Origin of the sequence: Amycolatopsis ultiminotia, from assembly GCF_039536925.1 — a bacterium.
GTDB lineage: Bacteria > Actinomycetota > Actinomycetes > Mycobacteriales > Pseudonocardiaceae > Amycolatopsis > Amycolatopsis ultiminotia.
Map to the genome: position 1 here is coordinate 156,839 of NZ_BAAAZN010000003.1, position 18,182 is coordinate 175,020.

Annotated in this window: 17 protein-coding genes; 15 read left to right on the plus strand and 2 right to left on the minus strand. The window is 68.9% G+C overall.

Translation table 11 applies throughout. The features are described 5' to 3' along the window. The first annotated feature begins 16 nt into the window (after window positions 1-16). The 3 genes from ABD793_RS08445 to ABD793_RS08455 all read left to right on the plus strand — a co-directional run bounded on the left by ABD793_RS08445 (window position 17) and on the right by ABD793_RS08455 (window position 6,094). Window positions 17-418 carry a DUF5318 domain-containing protein gene (locus ABD793_RS08445; RefSeq protein WP_344857278.1) on the plus strand — a complete coding sequence of 134 codons (402 nt, stop codon included), beginning with the start codon at window positions 17-19 and terminating at the stop codon, window positions 416-418. A gap of 82 nt (window positions 419-500) precedes the next feature. Continuing rightward, complete coding sequence (locus ABD793_RS08450) at window positions 501-3,425, plus strand: transglycosylase domain-containing protein (RefSeq protein ID WP_344857280.1); 2,925 nt, start codon at window positions 501-503, stop codon at window positions 3,423-3,425. Window positions 3,426-3,799: 374 nt separating this feature from the next. Next, on the plus strand, window positions 3,800-6,094 hold the full coding sequence (locus ABD793_RS08455; RefSeq protein ID WP_344857282.1) for a transglycosylase domain-containing protein: 2,295 nt from the start codon (window positions 3,800-3,802) through the stop codon (window positions 6,092-6,094). A gap of 83 nt (window positions 6,095-6,177) precedes the next feature. Here the strand turns inward: ABD793_RS08455 and ABD793_RS08460 are convergent, their stop codons facing one another. Next, window positions 6,178-7,242, minus strand: coding sequence for a Gfo/Idh/MocA family oxidoreductase (locus ABD793_RS08460; RefSeq protein ID WP_344857285.1), 1,065 nt, complete (start codon window positions 7,240-7,242; stop codon window positions 6,178-6,180). A 56-nt stretch (window positions 7,243-7,298) separates the two neighbouring features. On the opposite strand from ABD793_RS08460, the gene ABD793_RS08465 reads away from it, so the two are divergent. Together ABD793_RS08465 and ABD793_RS08470 are read left to right on the plus strand one after the other, a co-directional pair. Then, window positions 7,299-8,366: an ROK family transcriptional regulator gene (locus tag ABD793_RS08465; protein WP_344857287.1), complete on the plus strand. Its 1,068-nt coding sequence runs from the start codon at window positions 7,299-7,301 to the stop codon at window positions 8,364-8,366. 36 nt (window positions 8,367-8,402) lie between these two features. Beyond that, window positions 8,403-9,992: a glycosyltransferase family 87 protein gene (locus tag ABD793_RS08470; protein ID WP_344857290.1), complete on the plus strand. Its 1,590-nt coding sequence runs from the start codon at window positions 8,403-8,405 to the stop codon at window positions 9,990-9,992. A 44-nt stretch (window positions 9,993-10,036) separates the two neighbouring features. Here ABD793_RS08470 and ABD793_RS08475 read toward each other — a convergent pair whose 3' ends face one another. Then, entirely contained in the window at window positions 10,037-10,810 is a 774-nt protein-coding gene (locus tag ABD793_RS08475) for a deoxyribonuclease IV (RefSeq protein WP_344857292.1), read from the minus strand. Between the two features lie 108 nt (window positions 10,811-10,918). Here ABD793_RS08475 and ABD793_RS08480 point away from each other — a divergent pair, with 108 nt between their 5' ends. From ABD793_RS08480 to ABD793_RS08525, 10 genes are all read left to right on the plus strand, one after another. Beyond that, a complete protein-coding gene (locus ABD793_RS08480) occupies window positions 10,919-11,737 on the plus strand; it encodes a hypothetical protein (RefSeq protein WP_344857296.1) in 819 nt (272 codons plus the stop codon). 129 nt (window positions 11,738-11,866) lie between these two features. Beyond that, the gene (locus ABD793_RS08485) at window positions 11,867-12,784 is read left to right on the plus strand and encodes a hypothetical protein (protein WP_344857298.1); all 918 of its coding nucleotides are present in this window, start codon (window positions 11,867-11,869) and stop codon (window positions 12,782-12,784) included. Window positions 12,785-12,863: 79 nt separating this feature from the next. Next, a complete protein-coding gene (locus ABD793_RS08490; RefSeq protein WP_344857300.1) occupies window positions 12,864-13,766 on the plus strand; it encodes a hypothetical protein in 903 nt (300 codons plus the stop codon). Between the two features lie 123 nt (window positions 13,767-13,889). Continuing rightward, window positions 13,890-14,216, plus strand: coding sequence for a 30S ribosomal protein S6 (gene rpsF, locus ABD793_RS08495; protein WP_344857303.1), 327 nt, complete (start codon window positions 13,890-13,892; stop codon window positions 14,214-14,216). An 18-nt stretch (window positions 14,217-14,234) separates the two neighbouring features. Beyond that, entirely contained in the window at window positions 14,235-14,780 is a 546-nt protein-coding gene (locus tag ABD793_RS08500; protein ID WP_344857305.1) for a single-stranded DNA-binding protein, read from the plus strand. A gap of 40 nt (window positions 14,781-14,820) precedes the next feature. Next, entirely contained in the window at window positions 14,821-15,069 is a 249-nt protein-coding gene (gene rpsR / locus ABD793_RS08505) for a 30S ribosomal protein S18 (RefSeq protein ID WP_003098744.1), read from the plus strand. 14 nt (window positions 15,070-15,083) lie between these two features. After that, window positions 15,084-15,545, plus strand: coding sequence for a 50S ribosomal protein L9 (gene rplI / locus ABD793_RS08510; protein ID WP_344857335.1), 462 nt, complete (start codon window positions 15,084-15,086; stop codon window positions 15,543-15,545). 255 nt (window positions 15,546-15,800) lie between these two features. Further along, window positions 15,801-16,166 (plus strand): hypothetical protein, encoded by a 366-nt coding sequence (locus ABD793_RS08515; RefSeq protein ID WP_344857337.1) that lies wholly within the window; start codon window positions 15,801-15,803, stop codon window positions 16,164-16,166. Then, a complete protein-coding gene (locus tag ABD793_RS08520; protein WP_344857339.1) occupies window positions 16,156-16,770 on the plus strand; it encodes a DUF3558 domain-containing protein in 615 nt (204 codons plus the stop codon). Before ABD793_RS08515 ends, ABD793_RS08520 begins: the two co-directional genes overlap by 11 nt. A 42-nt stretch (window positions 16,771-16,812) precedes the next feature. Then, a complete protein-coding gene (locus ABD793_RS08525; RefSeq protein ID WP_344857341.1) occupies window positions 16,813-18,174 on the plus strand; it encodes a hypothetical protein in 1,362 nt (453 codons plus the stop codon). The last annotated feature ends 8 nt before the right edge of the window (window positions 18,175-18,182 follow it).

Below are 18,182 nucleotides of genomic sequence, written 5' to 3' on the forward strand. Positions count from 1 at the left end.
CCGTACTCTGTCTCTCGTGCGAAACCAGCGGCAGGTCGTGGACTACGCCTTGCAGCGCCGTGCGCTGCTGGCGGCCGTCCGCTCCGGACGCGTCGGCGACCATGAGGTCTGCGACGCGGGCCCCTACCTGCTCCGGGCGGCGAAGTTCCACGGCAGGCCGGAGGAACGGGCCTGTCCAATGTGCCGCCGGGCGCCACTGACCCTGGTCTCCTGGGTCTACGGCGACGAGCTCAAGCACGTCTCGGGATCAGCCCGCACACCTGACGAACTGGCCCGGATGGCGGGGCATTTCGCCGAGTTCACCGTCTACGACGTAGAGGTGTGCCGGACGTGTCACTGGAACCACCTGGTCTGCTCCTACGTGCTCGGCACGGAGGAACCGCAGCCCACCCGGCCACGAAGGACCGCCGGCCAGTGACGAGTACCACAACCGCTGCAGAGCACAGGGCGGCGCGCCCCCGCTTTCCCCGAAGCCCGGCGCCGGCCTGGGAGGCCCATTCGTGAACGACGATCGCAACCGCTCCTGGCCCGGCCAAGAGCCAGATGCACCTCGCCGTGCCCGCCGGCCGGAGGACGACTCCGGTCCCGCCTGGCCCGCAGAGGAGGTCCCCCGGCGGCCTGCCCAGCCCCGCCGTCGCCCGACCGGCGATCCTCGTCGGCCCGCGCCGCCCGCCCCGCGCAGCGCCGGTCCGGCGTGGCCCAGTGGCGGCGACGCTCCCGAATGGCCCAGTTCCGACGAGCCGGGACCGCAGTGGCCCTCCGGCGACGAGCCGCCCCGCCGTCCGCAGCGGCCACCGCAGACCCGCACGTCGCAGATCCTGGACGGCGGGAACCGTCCCGGGCCGCCGCCGCGACGTCAGCCACCACCGCCACCACCCGGCGCCGGCCGTCCAGACCCGAACAGCAGCCCTGCCCAGGGTTTCCGCCAGCCCCCGCCTCCCGGCGCCTCGTCCGGGCCGGTCCGGCGTCCGCCGCAGGGCCGTCCGGCGCCCCCGCCGGCACCGGCGTACCCGGACCGCGAACCGGATCTGATCACGCACGCCGCGCACAACGGCACGGAGTTCGGCTACGACCCGTACGACGACCGCTATGACGACCGGTACGCCGACTACGACGAGGAGACGCGTTTCGCGCAGTACTCCGACGACGAGGGCTTCGACGATCCGGAAGCGGACGAGGACGGCAAGAAGGGCAAGGGGAACAAGGGCCCGCTCACTCCGAAGCAACGCAAGAAGCGCCGGTGGAAGATCGTCCGGCGGGTGCTCTACGCACTGGTCGGGCTGTTCGTGGTGGTCCCCGCGATCGCCTTCGTGATCACCTACTTCACCGTCTCGGTGCCGACCCCGCAGGACATCAAGGCACTGCAGAGCCAGCCGATCACCTTCTACTACGCGAACAACCAGGTGATGGGCCGGTCGGTGCCGGAGGGCGGCGACCGCGAACTGCTGCAGCCCAACCAGGTGCCCGAGGTCGTGAAGCACGCCGTGTACGCGGCCGAGGACGCGACGTTCGAGACCAACTCCGGCTTCAACGTGATGGCCATCGTGCGATCGGCCTACAACCAGGTCAGCGGCGGCAGCGGTGGCGGTTCGACCATTTCGCAGCAGTACATCAAGCAGGCCACCAAGAACGACGACCCCACGCTGACCCGCAAGTGGAGCGAGCTGGTCAAGTCGTTCAAGCTGAACAACGAGACGTCCAAATCGGACATCATCACCGGGTACCTCAACATCGTGTACTTCGGCCGCGGCGCCAACGGGATCGCGGCCGCGGCCAAGGCGTACTACGGCAAGGACGTCTCGCAGCTCAACGCTTCCGAGGCGGCCCTGCTGGCCGGGCTGATCCAGGGCCCCGGCCGATCCGAGGACCACACGTACTCGGAGAAGCGCTGGAACTACGTGATGGACCAGATGGTGGCGAACCACTGGCTCACCCCCGCGGACCGGAAGTCCGCGCAGTTCCCCACGCTGGTGCCGAAGGGTTCGCAGAGCAAGAAGGACGCCGGCACGCTGGACTACTTCATCCAGCAGCGCATCCTCGACGAGCTCGAAGCCAAGGGCTACGACGAGGACAAGCTGTACAACACCGGCGCGAAGATCCACACCACGATCGACCCCGAAGCGCAGAAACAGGCGGTCCAAGCCGTTCAGGACAATATGAAGGGCCAGACCGACGACAACATCCGGGGAGCTCTGGTCGCGGTCGATCCGAGAAACGGCGGGGTCCTCGCCTACTACGGGGGCCCCACCACGGTCAAGGACGACAAGGGCAACGATCAGCTCGCCACGGACTGGGCGAACACCCCGCAGAACCCGGGTTCGTCGATGAAGGCCTACGACCTCACCGCGTTCCTCAAGATGGGCAAGGGACTCGGGGAGACCTACGACGGCAGCAACAACCGGATGCTCGGCGGCCGCGTGGTGCGCAACGCGGGCGACAGTTCCAGTTGCAGCAAGCAGTGCACGGTCAAGAAGGCCATGGAACTGTCGGTGAACACGGTGTTCTACGACATGGTGCTGAACGACGTGAAACCCGCGCGGGTCGCGGATGCCGCCAAGGAGGCCGGCGTGCAGGCCGCACCGGATGGCCGGGCGAAGCTGGGCACCTCGGACGCGAACATCTCGCTCGGTGGTGGTGCCACCGCGGTCACCCCGGAGGACATGGCAGCGGGCTATTCGTCGTTCGCCTCCGGCGGGGTGCGCCGTGATCAGCACTTCGTGTCGAAGCTGACGAACTCCCAAGACGAGGTCGTGTTCGACCTGACGACGAATGCGGGCAAGCCGGCGTTCGACAGCGACGCCGACAAGAGCAAGCAGATCGCGGGCAACGTGACCGAGGCGCTCAAGCCGGTGATCTCGCACTCCAAGCTGAAGTGCCCGAGCGGACACGACTGCGCCGGCAAGACCGGTACCCAGCAGTACTCGCCGCAGGACAATGATCCGAAGTCCTACGACGACCGCAACGCGCAGACCTGGATGGTGGGCTACACCCCGTCCGTCTCGGTCGCGGCGTGGATCGGCGGCGACGGCAACAAGCCGTTGCACGACAAGAAGGGGCAGCCGATCTACGGGGCCACGATCGCCGGTCCGACGTGGCAGGACTTCATCGACGCCTACCTCAAGGGCAAACCGTCGGAGAAGTTCGACAAGGTGGACCCGATCGGCAAGGAGGCGGTCGAAACCCCCTCCACGACCAGCCGGCCCACCACGACGCAGCAGGACAACCCCGACACGTCCACCACGACGACGCCGCCGAGCTCGACGACCAGCTCGCCGACGACGTCGAGTGAGACGTCCACCTCGGAGACCACCTCTGAGCGGCCACCGATCTTCGGCGGCCCTGGCGACGGCACCGGTCCCGGCGGTGCCGGTGGCGGTGGCAGCGGCGGGGGAGTGAACGGAGAGCCGCCGAGAAAGACAGGCTGACGAAGCGAAGGGCCCTTCCCGCACGGGAGGGGCCCTTCGCCGTCTTCCGGACAAGTACGCCCGGCCCAGTGAACCTCGGTGCGGGTACCGCGTCCTCTACGGAGAGGGTTCTGCGTCCGCAGCACGCCCCTGTCCGAGAAGAGGATTCGCACGTGAACGACGACCGCCCCCGTTCCTGGCCGGACCGGGATCCCGATCCGCGGCGTCAACCCCGATCCGGACAGCCGGTGCCGCCGCCGTGGGCCCGCGGCCCACAGCGTCCCGGCAGCCCGCCGCCCCCGCCGGGTTCCCGGCAGGCACCCGGCTTCCGGCCGCCGCCACCGGGACCGTGGCGTCCCGGCCCGCCGCCGGGACCACAGCCCGAACCCGAGCTGATGACGCACCGATTCCACGACGGTCGTACCGATCAGGGTTTTCCGGAAGCCGGGCACCGACCGGACGAAGGCTTTTCCGCCGGGCCCGAGCTGGACAAGAAGGGCCGCACCCCGGCGCAGCGCAGGAAGCGGCGCTGGAAGATCGCCCGGCGCTGTGCGTACGCGTTCGTCGGCATCTTCATCGTGCTCCCGGCGATCGCGTTCGTGATCACCTATTTCAGCGTCGACGTGCCCTCACCGCAGAGCGTCGCGCAGGGGCAGAACCAGGCCGTCACGTACCTCTACGCGGACGGCAGCCCGATGGGCAAGGACGTGCCGCCTGGTGGCAACCGGCAGATCCTCACCGCGGACCAGATCCCGGACGTGGTCAAGCACGCGGTGATCGCGACCGAGGACTCGACGTTCGAGACCAACTCCGGCTTCGACCTCACCGGCCTGCTGCGCGCCGGCTTCAACCAGCTGACCGGCGGTACCGGCGGCGGATCCACGATTTCCCAGCAGTACGTCAAAAAGGCCACCGACAACGACGCACCCACGCTCACCCGCAAGTGGACCGAGCTGGCCAAGTCGTTCAAGATGAACCAGACGTACGAGAAGCAGGACATCATCACCGCGTACCTGAACATCATCTACTTCGGACGCGGGGCGTACGGCATCGGCGCAGCGTCGCAGGCCTTCTTCCACAAGGACGTCGGACAGCTGGACTACTCGCAGGCCGCACTGCTGGCCGGCCTGATCCAGCAGCCCGGCCGGTCGGAGAACACGAAGGTGGCCACGGGCCGCTGGAACACCGCGCTGAACCGGATGCTGGAAAACCACTACCTCACGCCGCAGCAGCGGCAATCCGCCCGGTTCCCGACGCCGATCCCGCTGTCGGAGTCCAAGGACGACTCGAGCGCGCCGTACCGCTTCATCTCCGAGCAGGTGAAGGCCGAACTGGCGCAGCAGGGCATCACCGAGGACAAGTACTACTCCGGCGGGTACACCGTCCAGACCACCGTCGACAAGAAAGCACAGGACACCGCCACCAAGGCGGCGACCGACGCGCTCAAGAACCAGTCGGACGACCGGCTGCTCAACGCACTGGTCGCGGTCGATCCCAAGACCGGCGGCGTGCTCGCATACTACGGCGGCCCGGGGATCGTCGAGGTCAACGGACAGCAGCAGGCGGCCCGCGACTGGGCGAGCACCCCGCAGAACCCGGGTTCGTCGATGAAACCGTTCGATCTCACCGCGTTCCTCAAGATGGGCGACGGGATCAACGAGACCTTCGACGGCAGCAACAACCGGGTGTTCGACGGCCGCACCGTGCGCAACGCCGGGCCGAGTTCCAGCTGCCCCGGTCCGTGCACGGTGGCCGAGGCAATGAAGCGTTCGGTGAACACGGTCTTCTACGACATGGTCCTCAACCGGACCAAGCAGGGCCCGGTCAAGCAGGCGGCCGAGGAGGCAGGCGTGCGGACCAAGGAGGACGGCGGCCAGTCGGAGATCTCCACCAAGGACAACAACATCTCACTCGGCGGTGGCGACACCCGGATCACGCCGATGGACATGGCCTCCGCGTACGCCACATTCGCCGCGAACGGCGTCCAGCGCGACCGGCATTTCGTGCTCAAGGTGACGAATTCGCAGAACGAGGTTGCCTACCAGGCGGCGGAAAGCCCCGGCAAAACGGCATTCGCCGACTCCGACGCAGACCTCAGCAAGCAGATCGCGGGCAACGTGACCAGCGCGCTGAAGCCGGTGATCGGGTTCTCGAAACTGCAGTGCCCGTCCGGCCACGAATGCGCGGGCAAGACCGGTACCCAGCAGCACACGAAACGCTCGGGTGAACCGTCGTGGGCGGCGAACGCGAACGCGCAGACCTGGATGGTCGGCTACACACCGTCGGTGTCGGTCGCCGCATGGGTCGGCGCGGACGGCGACCAAGCCTTGCACGGCAAGGGGAATTCGCCGATCTACGGCTCGACCATCGCGGGCCCGATGTGGCAGAAGTTCATCAAGGGCTACCTCACCGGCACACCGGGCGAGAAGTTCGACCAGGTGCCACTGATCGGCGCCGCGACGCCACCGGCATCGGGCGTCGCCGACTCCCCGGGCACCGGCGACCAGCCGACCGGTACGAACACCCCGGACCCGGACCAGCCCGGCGATGGCGGAGCCGTCGAGCCGACCGAACCCACCGATTCGGACGGCACCGGCCCGCCTTCGGGGTCCCCGCATTCGCCGAAACCGCCGAAGCACACCCCGACCGGGGACAGCACGCCGCCGGAGGAGGAGCCGGACGGCGGGTGAGCCGACGGCAGAAGGCCGTGGCCACGGCGTTGGGGGGAGGGCGCCGTGGCCACGGCCGACCTGGGGGTGGTGCGCACCCGGCGTCAGCCGAGCGTGACCACCTGTCCTTCGGCGCCGGAGCGATGCGCCGCCTCGAGCACCCGCAATGCGGCGACCGCGCCCGCCGGATCGACCGGGAAGTCCGCGTCGCCCCGCAGCGCGTCGGCGACCTGGGCGTAGAAGGCCTCGTAGCGGCCGACCTCGGTGGGCACCGTTTCGATCCGGTCGGTACCGTCGTCAACTCCGAGCCTGCCCGCGTCCGCGTCGGGTTCCACCCCCCAGCCGGCGTCGCCAGGGCGGAGACCTTCCTTGATCTGCGGTTCCTGCACGTCGAGGCCGTACTTGGTGAACGTCGCCCGGTCGCCGAGCACGCGGAAGCGCGGGTTGCGGATGCCGGCGAGCGTGGAGGACCACAGGTGCGAACGAACCCCGTTGGCGTGGCGCAGTGCGATGAACACGTCGTCATCGACCGCCACGCCGGGACGGCGCCGGTCGACCTCGGCGTAGACCTGGGTGACCGGTCCGAACAACTGCAGGGCCTGGTCCACGATGTGCGCGCCGAGGTCGTAGAGCACGCCGCCCGCCTCGGCGGGGTCACCGAACTCGCGCCAGTTGTCCTTCGGCTTCGGCACCCAGCGGTCGTAGCGGGATTCGAAGCGGAACACCTCGCCGAGCGTGCCGGATTCGAGCACCTTGCGCACGGTCCGGAAATCGGAGTCCCAGCGGCGGTTCTGGAACACGGTGAGGCCGACGCCGTTGTCCCGCGCGGCGGCGACGACGCGTTCGGCCTCGGCCGCGGTCGGCGCGAACGGCTTGTCCACGACAACCGGAAGGCCCAGTTCGATCGCCCGCAACGCGAGCGGCACGTGCGTCCGGTTCGGCGTGCTCACCACCACCAGGTCGAGCTCGGCCGCGCGGGCGAACAGCGCGTCCGCGTCCGCGACCACCTCGGCGTCCGGGTACTCCGCCTGCGCCTGCCCCGCCCGCTGCGGGTTCCCGGTCGTGATCACCGCCGGGGTCAGGCCAGGGGTGGCTTCGACCAGTGGCGCGTGGAAAACCCGGCCGCCGATCCCGTACCCGAGGATGCCGACCCGTGCGTCATCAGCCATGGCGCCATTAAACAACACTGTTGCGTAATTAGCCACCTCTCCTGGAGGATCCCCGGATGACCGAAACCGGCGCCAACCTGCGTGGGCTGCGCCGCCACAACCGGGCGCTGCTGCTCGGGCACATTCTGCGCGCGGGCGGGCTCAGCCGGGTGGAACTGGCCGAACGGTCCGGGCTGACCCAGCAGGCCGTGTCGAAGATCGTGGCCGATCTGCTGCCGGAACGCCTGCTCGACGTCGAACGGCAGGCAGCCGCCGGGGTCGGCAAACCGCGCACCCTGCTGCGGCTGCGCGCCGACGCCCGCTGCGCACTCGGTGCCCAGCTCGACCGCGATGGTTTCCTCGTGCTGCGAACCGGGCTGACCGGCGAGGTGGAGGATCTCGTCGAAGGCTCGCTGCCGGTCGGATTCGGCCCGCAGCAGGCGGTGGATGCGGTGGCCGACGCCGTCCGCAGGCTGCTCGGCGACGTCGATCCGGTGCGCGTGCTCGGTCTCGGTGTCGGCGCGGTGGGGCCGCTCGACCATCACCAGGGCCGACTCCGCGACGCGACCAACATGCCCGGCTGGCACGACGTCCCGCTGCGCGATCTGCTTGCCGAACGCACCGGCCTTCCGGTCATCCTGGACAAGAACACGAACGCGGCTGCCTTTGCGCATTCCTGGCCGGAGGAGACACCGGCAGCGACCGCGGTCGTGCTCGTCGGCACCGGGATCGGCGTCGGGCTGCTGATCGACGGCCGGGTCTACCGCGGACCGCGCACGAACGCCGGTGAGTTCGGGCACACCACCATCGCCTACGCCGGTCCGCACTGCGCATGCGGCCGACGGGGATGTGTGGAGGTGATGCACCAGACCGCGGCCACCCGCCACGATGCGGCCCGGCTGCTCGGCATCGGGCTCGCCGACCTGGTGCAGGTTCTCGATCTGGAGCGGATCGTCCTGTTCGGACGGACCATCCGCGCGGCGCCGGAGGTGTACCGGGAGACGGTCGGGCAGCAGTTGCGGGATCTGCTGCCGGTGCCGTACTGGCAGCGGATCGATCTGGAAGTGAGCGATCTCGACGAGGAGGCAGTGGCCCTCGGTGCCGCGTTCGAGGTGCTTGCCGGGTTTTACGCCGATCCGAAATGACGGGCAGCCCACTCGCGGACCGATAGCATCCGCGGCGTGCCCGACGAGTCCATCCCCGCAGCCGTCGATCCGGATCCGGCTGTCCGCACGCTGACCCCGGCGGAGCGGATCGCGCCCAGCAGGCAGGACCCGCTGGTGGCTGCGGCGACCAGACCGGTCGGCGGCGCACTCGGCGAGCACGCCGCGGTGGGCAGGCACTGGTTCTGGTCGCCGCAGCGGGTCGGCCTCGGGCTCGCGGTACTCGCGCTGGTGTTGTGCTGGTTCGGCAAGGCCTCGTGCATCCAGCAGTACACCGACTCCAGCGGCGCGAACCAGCTCGACTGGCGTTCCGGGCGTCCGTTCGTCGCGATGTGCTACTCGGACATCGTCCCGCTCTACAGCTCGGAGAAGCTCGACGATCCGCGCACGTTCCCGTACGTCTCTTCGTGGCGCGAGGATTCGCAGACCGCGCAGGACCAGACCCGGTACATGGAGTACCCGGTGGTCACCGGCCTGTTCCAGTGGATCAACGCGAAACTGACCGCAGGCTGGCTGACGATCGCCGACGCCGGCTGGCTGCCCAGTGCACTGCCGGTGGCGGTGTACTTCAACATCACCGCGTTCTGGCTCGCGCTGGCCTGGCTGGTCACCGTGTGGGCGACCGGGCGGACGACGAGACGCCGGCCGTGGGACGCGGTGCTGGTGGCGATCTCCCCGCTGGTACTGGTGCACACGTTCACGAACTTCGACGCCATCGCCACCGCATGCACCGCGGCCGGGATACTGGCGTGGGCACGCAGACGGCCGGAGGTCGCCGGGGTGCTGCTCGGCCTCGGCGCGGCGGCGAAGCTGTACCCGTTGCTGCTGCTGGGTGTGCTGTTCGTGCTGTGCCTGCGGGCCGGGAAGCTGCGGACGTGGGGCAGAGCCGCGCTCTTCACGGTGCTCGCCTGGCTGGTGGTGAACGTCCCGTTCATCCTCGTCGCGACCCGCGGCTGGTGGGAGTTCTTCCGGCTCAACGCACTGCGCCCGATGGACCCGGATTCGCTCTACACCGTGGTCTCGCACACCACCGGCTGGGCGGGCTTCGACGGCGTGCTCCAAAAAGGACAGACACCGGCCGTGCTGAACACCGTGGTCGCCGTGCTGTTCGTGGCCTGCTGCGTGGGCATCGGCTACGTCGCGCTGACCGCGGCCCGGCGCCCGCGGGTCGGTCAGCTCGCCTTCCTGGTGGTCGCTGCGTTCCTGCTGACGAACAAGGTGTGGAGCCCGCAGTACTCGCTGTGGCTGGTCCCGCTGGCGGTGCTGGCGATCCCGCGCTGGCGTCCGCTGCTCGGCTGGATGGTGCTCGACGCACTGGTCTGGGTACCGCGGATGTTCTACTACCTCGGCATCGACCACAAAGGACTGCCGGAAGGCTGGTTCCTCGCCACCGTGGTGGTCCGCGATCTGGCCGTGGTCGGGCTGTGCGTACTGGTGCTGCGCGAGATCTACCGCCCCCGCACCGACCTGGTCCGCCTCGCCGGCGACGACGACCCGGCCGGCGGGGTCCTCGAACGCGCAAGGGACCGGGTGCGGCTGCCGGGTCTGCGCAGCCGCCGCAACACCCGGGCCATCACCGGGTCCCCGGGGACGGCAGGCTCCACCTGAGCGGCGCCGCCTGCCGGACCGCGCGGCCGAGCAGGCCGGACCACTCAGCCGAGCTGTTTGCGCAGGTAAGCGATGTCGGCTGATTGTCCGTCCGCGGGGGTTTCCACCACCACCGGTGCACCGGCCTTGCGCACGACCTCGGCGAGCAGCTCCGGATCGATCGTGCCCTCGCCGTCGACCACGCTCGCGTGGCGGTCGCGGTTGGAGCCGAACTCGTCGCGGGAGTTGTTGCAGTGCACGAGATCGATCCGGCCGGTGATCGCGATGACCCGTTCCACCGCGGTGGACAGGTCCCATCCCGCGGCGTAGGCGTGACAGGTGTCCAGGCAGAACCCGGCGCCGAACTCCCCGACCCGGTCCCACAACCGGGCGATGACGTCGAGCTCGCGGGTCATCGCGTGGTCACCGCCCGCGGTGTTCTCGATCAGGACCGGCACCGCGAAGCCGCCCTTGTCCGCTTCGCGTTCGAAGAGCTTGCGCCAGTTGGCAAGGCCGTCCTCGATCTCGGCGTCGGCGCCGACGTGCCCACCGTGCACGATCAGCCCGTTCGCGCCGATCGCCGCCGCCCCGCTCGCGTGCTGCGCCACGTTCTTACGGGATGGGATGCGGATCCGGTTGTTCAGCGACGCGACGTTGATCAAGTACGGCGCGTGGATGAAGACCTCGACCGCGGATTCCTTGATCGTCTCGCCGTGCGGATGCGGCTGCGGAGCCTTCCATCCCTGCGGGTCAGAGAGGAAAAACTGGACGACGTCGGCTTCTCGCTCGGCGACGGCGGCCAGCGGATCGTCGTCGCGGACATGGGCGCCAATCTGCATGCCCTGACGCTACCCCCGAGTGAATCGCCCCCTTCGCCCCCAGCTGGTCACGCTCGTGGAGTACCGTGAGCGCGTTCCGTGATCCAGTTCGGGCCGACGGAGGGGCGCATGGGGAAGTACGCTGGCCGAAAGTTGTCACTGGGTATCGCTCTCGCGATACCGGTGCTGTCGGCGGCTCTCGCCTTCCCGAACACGGCAATGGCCGATCCGGGGACGCCCGATCCGAGTCCCACGCTCAACGGTGACTGCGCGGCCACCCTGCAAAACGACAAGGACGGACAAGGTCTCGCGCTCGACGCGGGTGCCCCGCTGAACGCGCCGGACCGCGTCACCGTCGGCCTCGATTCGAAGGCCAAGCAGGCGGACGGAAAAGACCCGCTGCTCACCGTGCCGGTTGGCGACGTCGCACGCACGCTCCGCGTCGGGGAGACTCCGGCGGTCGGTGACGTGGCCGCGAAAACGGTGTGCCCGGTCGCGCAGAACACGGTGAACGGCGTCGGCAACACCACCCAGCAGCTGATCAAACAGGTGCCGGTCACCCCGCCGGGCGAAACCCCGGAGCCCCCCGCACCGCAACCACCGCCGCAGCCGGAACCGCCGGGCGGGTCCACGCCCGACCCCGGCAGCACGCCGAACCCCGATGAGACCGTGGGTCCGGATGACCTCGACTCGATCTCCGGCATCTGCACCGGTGGGGCGATGCTGCCCGCGAGTTTCGTGCAGGCTCCGGTGGTCACCCAGGTCATCCCGGGTCAGCTGCCGCAGAACCCGGTGCCGCCGACGGTCGACGAGAAGAAGTCCGGGTCCGCACAGGCGCTGCCTGCCGCGGCCGCACCGGACCGGCTGCCGCTGCTGCTCGCCGTGCTCGCGCTGGCCATCGTGGCCGCGGCGCTGGTGCGTGCGTGGCTGCGCCGCAAGCCCGCCTGACGCCGGTCATCCCCGAACCGTCCGTTTCCACCCGATTGCCCGACATCGGACAGGCGGCGGGCGTCACTCGTGTTCGTTACCGTCGTTGTCCTTGGCAGGGAGTCGAAGGCGGCGAAGGGGTCGACGGCCATGCAGGATCGGACACGGAGGGCCACCGCGCTGAGCGCCGCGGCCTTCGTCCTCGCCGGCTCGGCCGCGTTGGCCGCACCCGGTACCGCCTCGGCGGACACCCGCACCGCACCCTGTGGCGCCACGATCACGGCCAAGCCGGGTGACCACGTCAAGGGGACCACGCCGCTGCTCGGCCTGCCGCTCGACCTCGGTGTGGTCGGTACTGCCTCCGGGGTGCTGACCGGGACCGTCAACGCGGTGCTCGGTACCGTCTGCAAGGTCACGGTGCAGGTGGTGGACACCGTCGTCTCACCGGTCCCGGTGGTCGGCGCACCGGTCGCGGGCGCGGTGGACGGCGCGGTCTCCGGCACCACGAACACCGCACAGCAAGGGCTTTCCGCGGCGAACAAGGCACTCGGCGGTGCACCGGCTGCGCAGAAGCCCGGTCCCGACCCGCAGAAACCGCCCTCCGGTGGCGCCCCGCAACAGGGCGGTGACCCCGCCGCGCAGAACCCGATCCCCGGCGTCAACAGCCCGCTGCTGCCGACCGGCGGAGGTGCCGGACCGCTGTCCTCGCTGGTGCCGAACTTCGGCAGCCTGCCGTTCGGCTCCTCGACCGGCTACGCCCCGATGCGCGACTACAGCGGGATCCCGATGGCGATGGCCGGACTGTTCAGCCCGTCGCCCGCACTTCGCTACGGCAGCCAGATCCCGGGCTACGCGCCGCAGTACGGCCTCCCGAACCCGAATGGCGCCCCTGCCGGCGGCGATCGGACGGTGCAGAACGCGGGGCAGGCCCAGGCGTTGCCCACCACCGACGGCAATCACGCGAACGGGTTGGACTGGCCGGTACTGATTGCGGTTCTGGCACTCTCCGGAGTCAGCGCCGGTTTGGTCCGCACCTGGGTGCTCCGCCGGATGGCCGCTGCCGGTTAGTCCGACTCACCAGTATCTTCGGTGGTACCGGCTCGTTGTTCCTGATGCAATGACCCACGCCCGCGGACCCCGGAGGATTGTGCTCGTGCGGAAGACCCCCACCTGGCAGCGAACTCGTCGAACACTCACTGTCACCGCGCTGGCCGCCCTCGTCACCGGAGGCACCTTCCTCGGCACCGGGACCGCGTCCGCCGCGACCACACTGGCAGGCGAGTGCACGGGCGCGGTCAGCGGCAGCATGGGCGACACGGTCGCGGTGCCGGGCACGGCGGTCAAGGAGGTCGTCCGCAAGGCCGCGCAGGAGCAGGTCGGCCTGTTCAACTTCCTCACCGTATGGCCGGATTCGCTGGCCGACACGATCGCGGACAAGGGCAATCTCACGGTCGGCCAGATCCCCGACTCCTCCGGCGGGACCATCGGCGGCGACGCGATCGGCACGGTCGTGGCGAAGGACCTCAAGGGCGCCAAGGGGCTCGGCGTGCTGCCGGACACCCAGAACAAGGTGCTCGCCGCGATCGAGAAGAAGCTCACCTCTTCCTGCGGCCTGACCACCGTGGCCACGAACTACTCGGCGCCGTCGTCGAGTACGCCCACCAGCACCGCACCGGACCACGGCGGCTACTCCACACCGGACAACTCCCCGCTCGGCAGCTACCAGCCGGGCAGCACCGGCACGGTGCCGCCGCGCGACTACGGCTCCATCCCGACCGCCACCCCCGGCACCGCGATCGCCCCGGGCGCGCGCTACCCCAACGGCGGCGCACTGCCCGGCTCCGGCGCGATCCCGCAGACCTCGACCGGACCGGCCGGGCAGGATCCGCAGGGGCAGGGTCCGGACATCCGCAACGCAGGCAACGCCGAGGCGCTGGCAACCCACGGCGGCGGCTCCGAGGTGCAGCTGCCGATGCTGCTCGCGGTGATCGTGCTGGCCGGGGTCACCGCGGGCCTGGTCCGCACGTGGGTGCTGCGCCGGGTGTCCTGACCTCGGCACCCGTCCGCGGCACCCGCCGCACCGGAGTGTGCACCGCGCCGGGTACGCTTACCTGGACAAACCCTCCTGCTACGGATTGTCCGTGGCCGCAGAGCCCATAGGAGGTGAGTGGTTGTGTCACGCCATTACGAGGTAATGGTCATCCTGGACCCCACGCTCGACGAGCGCACGGTCGCCCCGACGCTGGACAACTTCCTCAACGTGATCCGCAATTCGGGCGGAAGCGTGGAGAAGGTCGACGTCTGGGGCCGTCGCCGGCTCTCGTACGAGATCAAGAAGCACGCCGAGGGCATCTACGCGCTGCTCGACCTGAACTCCGACGCGGACGCGGTCAAGGAGCTCGACCGGCAGCTGTCGCTGCAGGAGACCGTCCTGCGCACCAAGGTCATGCGCCGCGAGGTCAAGAGCGCCGCGGCCAAGCCCGCGCCCGCCAAGGCCTGATCCGAAAGGACGCCATCCGTGGCTGGAGACACCGTCATCACCGTGGTCGGGAACCTGACTTCCGACCCGGAACTGCGCTTCACCCCGTCCGGTGCGGCGGTCGCGAACTTCACCGTCGCGTCCACCCCGCGCACCCTCGACCGGCAGACCGGCGAGTGGAAAGACGGCGAGGCGCTGTTCCTGCGCTGCAACATCTGGCGGCAGGCGGCGGAAAACGTCGCCGAATCGCTCACGCGGGGTGCCCGCGTCGTGGTGCAGGGGCGGCTGAAGCAGCGGTCGTTCGAAACCAAGGAAGGCGAGAAGCGCACCGTCGTCGAGCTCGAGGTCGACGAGATCGGCCCCTCGCTGCGTTACGCCACGGCGAAGGTCAACAAGGTCAGCCGCGGTGGCGGCGGCGGTGGTGACTTCGGCGGTGGTGGCGGCGGTGGTGGCGGCGGTTTCGGCGGCGGAGGCGGCGGCAACCGCGGTGGCGGTGGCGGCGCACCTGCCGACGACCCGTGGGGCTCTGCCCCGCCCGCGGGCGGTGGCGGCGGTGGCGGCTTCTCCGACGAGCCCCCGTTCTGATCTCTTTCTCTACCCGAAGATTTGATTCCAGGAGTACACAGTGGCCAAGCCACCCATTCGTAAGCCCAAGAAGAAGGTCTGCGTGTTCTGCAAGGCCGAGAAGAAGGGCCGTCCGGAACTGATCGACTACAAGGACACCAACCTGCTGCGGAAGTACATCTCCGACCGCGGCAAGATCCGTGCCCGTCGCGTCACCGGCAACTGCAGCCAGCACCAGCGCGACATCGCCATCGCGGTGAAGAACTCGCGCGAGATGGCCCTGCTGCCCTACACGTCGACCGCGCGCTGAGGGGAGCCCAAGTCATGGCGAAGATCATTCTCACCACCGACGTGGCAAACCTCGGCGGCCCCGGCGACATCGTCGAGGTCAAGGACGGTTACGCCCGTAACTACCTGCTCCCGCGCGGCTACGCCATCGTGGCCAGCAAGGGTGCGGAGAAGAACGTGCGCACGATCCAGCGCGCACAGGAGTCCCGCCGCATCCGCGACCTCGACCACGCCAAGGAGATCAAGGCGACGCTCGAGGGCCTCGGCCCGATCCAGGTGACCGGCAAGGCGGCGGGGAGCTCGAAGAAGCTCTTCGGCTCCATCACCGCAGCCGAGATCGTCGACGCGATCAAGGCGCAGGGCGGCCCGCTGCTCGACAAGCGCGTCCTCGAACTGCGTGAGCACATCAAGACGGTCGGCAAGCACTCGGTCAACGCCCGTCTGCACCCGGACGTGAAGGTGGACGTACGCCTGGAGGTCAAGGCCGCCTCGGCCTGAGCACCTCCCGAACCACCGGAAGCCGGTGCCTGCCCCCTGCGCGGGGCGGGCACCGGCTTCCGGCTTTTCCGGGTACGCCGCTGATCGCGCCCTGACCTGCGCTAACCTACTCGGACGACAACGGGGTCAGCTCCTCGTGCGCACCAGCCTGGAAGGTTCCGAACATCGAGCGGGAACCAACCGCGGTGCGTTACCATCCAAGCTGCTGATCTCGCCGGAAGAGGAGCGAGAACGGGTTCAAGGGGGTCTTGCGCGATGTCCGATATCCCACCGGTCGCACCGATCATGGTAGGCGGCTACGGGAAAGCCGGCGGCTACCAGTTCAGCGAGGACGAGGTCGACGGGGTCATCAAGCAGTGGGAAGATCTGCGCGATGAGCTGATCAAGGACAAAGCGGACGCGGACATAATCGCAGGTGTGCTGCCACCAGCAGACGAAGTGGCCAGCCACACCTTCGTCGAACAGGGAGCCAACCCATCGGGTAAATCCTTGCAGGACGAGCACCAGAACATGGTCGACTATGCGACCAACTACATCACGGCGCTCCGGGCGGCAAAGAACAAGATCAGTGTCAATGAGCAGGAACAGCGCGAAAAGATGGACACCAAGAGTGGAGCCTGAGCAGCACATGCCGTACCGCACTGCCCGGCTCGCCGCCGGAGCCGTCGCCGTCCTCGGTTTACTCACCGCTTGCAGTGGGGAGACCGGAGGCACTGCCGAGCCGCCCGCAAGCACCAGCGCCTCACCGGGCGGAAACTCGGGTGCACCGAAGGTTCCCGCGTCGCTGCCGACGCAGCAACTGATCAGCGACCCGTGCAGTGCACTCGGACCCGATGACGCCACCAAGGTGGGCTTCAAATCGCCAGGCGAGCTAGACACTTCGCAGCAGTTGCCCATTTGCCACTGGACGTCCCCTAGGACCAGCGGGAATCAGGTAGCTATCGGGCCGCTGACGCCGAACAAGAACGGGCTGAGCGACACCTACGCGTTGAAGCCCAAGCAGGCGTATTTCGAGCCGACCACTGTCGAGGGCTACCCGGGCGTTTACGCATCCCAATCCGACGCCCGGACGAGAGGATCTTGCGCCCTCACCGTAGGCGTCACCGACCAGCTTGCCGTTGTGGTCACCCTGACGATCACGGAAGGACCGAACAAGGCTGATCCGTGCACTCTGACCGCGCGCGTCGCAGCCGCAATGATCGACCATCTCAAGACAGCGTCATGACCTCTACATATCGGTAGCAGGCCCGGAAGGAAGAGTCTCATCATGGGGAATGGGGACAGCGGCGGCGGCATGCTGAAAGAGACAGCCAAGGGCGCGGCAACGGGTGCCACGATCGGTGCCATTGCCGGGCCGGAGGGCGCTCTCATCGGTGGTGCGGTCGGTGGATTGGTCGGCGCGGCGACCAGCTTCTTCAGCGGCGGGCCGAGTGCTCAGCACCTGCAGGCCAACGTGGGCGGTGGGTCGATCGATGCCCACACGATCTACGCGAAGATCAGCCAGGGTCGCACCGACTCGCTCGACAATGGCAAGTCATCCGCGGAAACTCTCCAGCGCACGCACACCGACCGGGCCAACCAGATCGATGCGCTGAACAAGAAAATGGGCGGCGCCTGGCAAGGCAGCAGTGCCGAAGCCGCCACAGGCGGTGCGAACGCGCTCAAGATGTGGCACGACGACTCCGCCAAGAACCTCGGCACGAGCCGGTCGTTCATCACCAACCAGATCGACGCGTTCCACGACGTGCACGGCAAGGTGCAGAAGCTGCCTGACGATCCGCCGTCGATGGGGTGGTCCGACCACTTCCCGTGGAGCGACAAAGACGACGAGATCAACAAGTACAACCAGGACAGCCAGACCAACGTCCAGGCGTACACCGCGTACTACGGTTCCAGTAACCAGAACGCCGGTGGTATGCCGCAGTACAACAACTGGCAGGGCAACAACATCTCCGACGGCGGTGGCAACCCCGGCGGCCCCGGTGGCAGCGGTATCGGCAGTGGGCCCGGCGGGGCCGGCATCGGCGGTGGCGGCGGGGGTGGCTTCTCGCCCAGCGCGAACACGCCCAAGTTCAATACGCCCAGTACGAACACGCCCAAGGTCGATACACCGACGGCCAACAACCCCAAGTTCAACACGCCCAAGACCGACACTCCGAGCTTCACCCCGCCCAACGACAACACCTCGGCGTCGAGCTACGTGCCGCCGTCGATGGACCATGAGTTCGGGCCGGGCGGTGGTGGCTTCGGTCCCGGTGGCGTCGGCGGCGGCGGTTTCGGGCCCGGTGGCAGTGGCAGCGGCAGTGGTTCCGGATCCGGGGCAGGCGGGATCGGCTCGGCCGGGTTCGGTCCGGGCGGGTTCGGGGCCGCAGGCGGCATGGGCTCCGGTGCGGCCGCCGAAGGCGCCGGTGGCGGTGCAGGCAGCGGCATGCGTGGTTCCGGGATGAGCGCCGCCGGCGCAGCGGGCAAGGCCGGATCGTCCGGGATGGGCGGGATGGGCGGAGCCCGCGGCGGTGGCAAGAAGGGCGAGGACGACCAGGAGCACCAGACGAAGTACCTGGTGGAAGAGGACAACAACGAACTCTTCGGGTCCGACCAGCTGACCGTGCCCCCCGTGATCGGTGAATGAGGCCCACA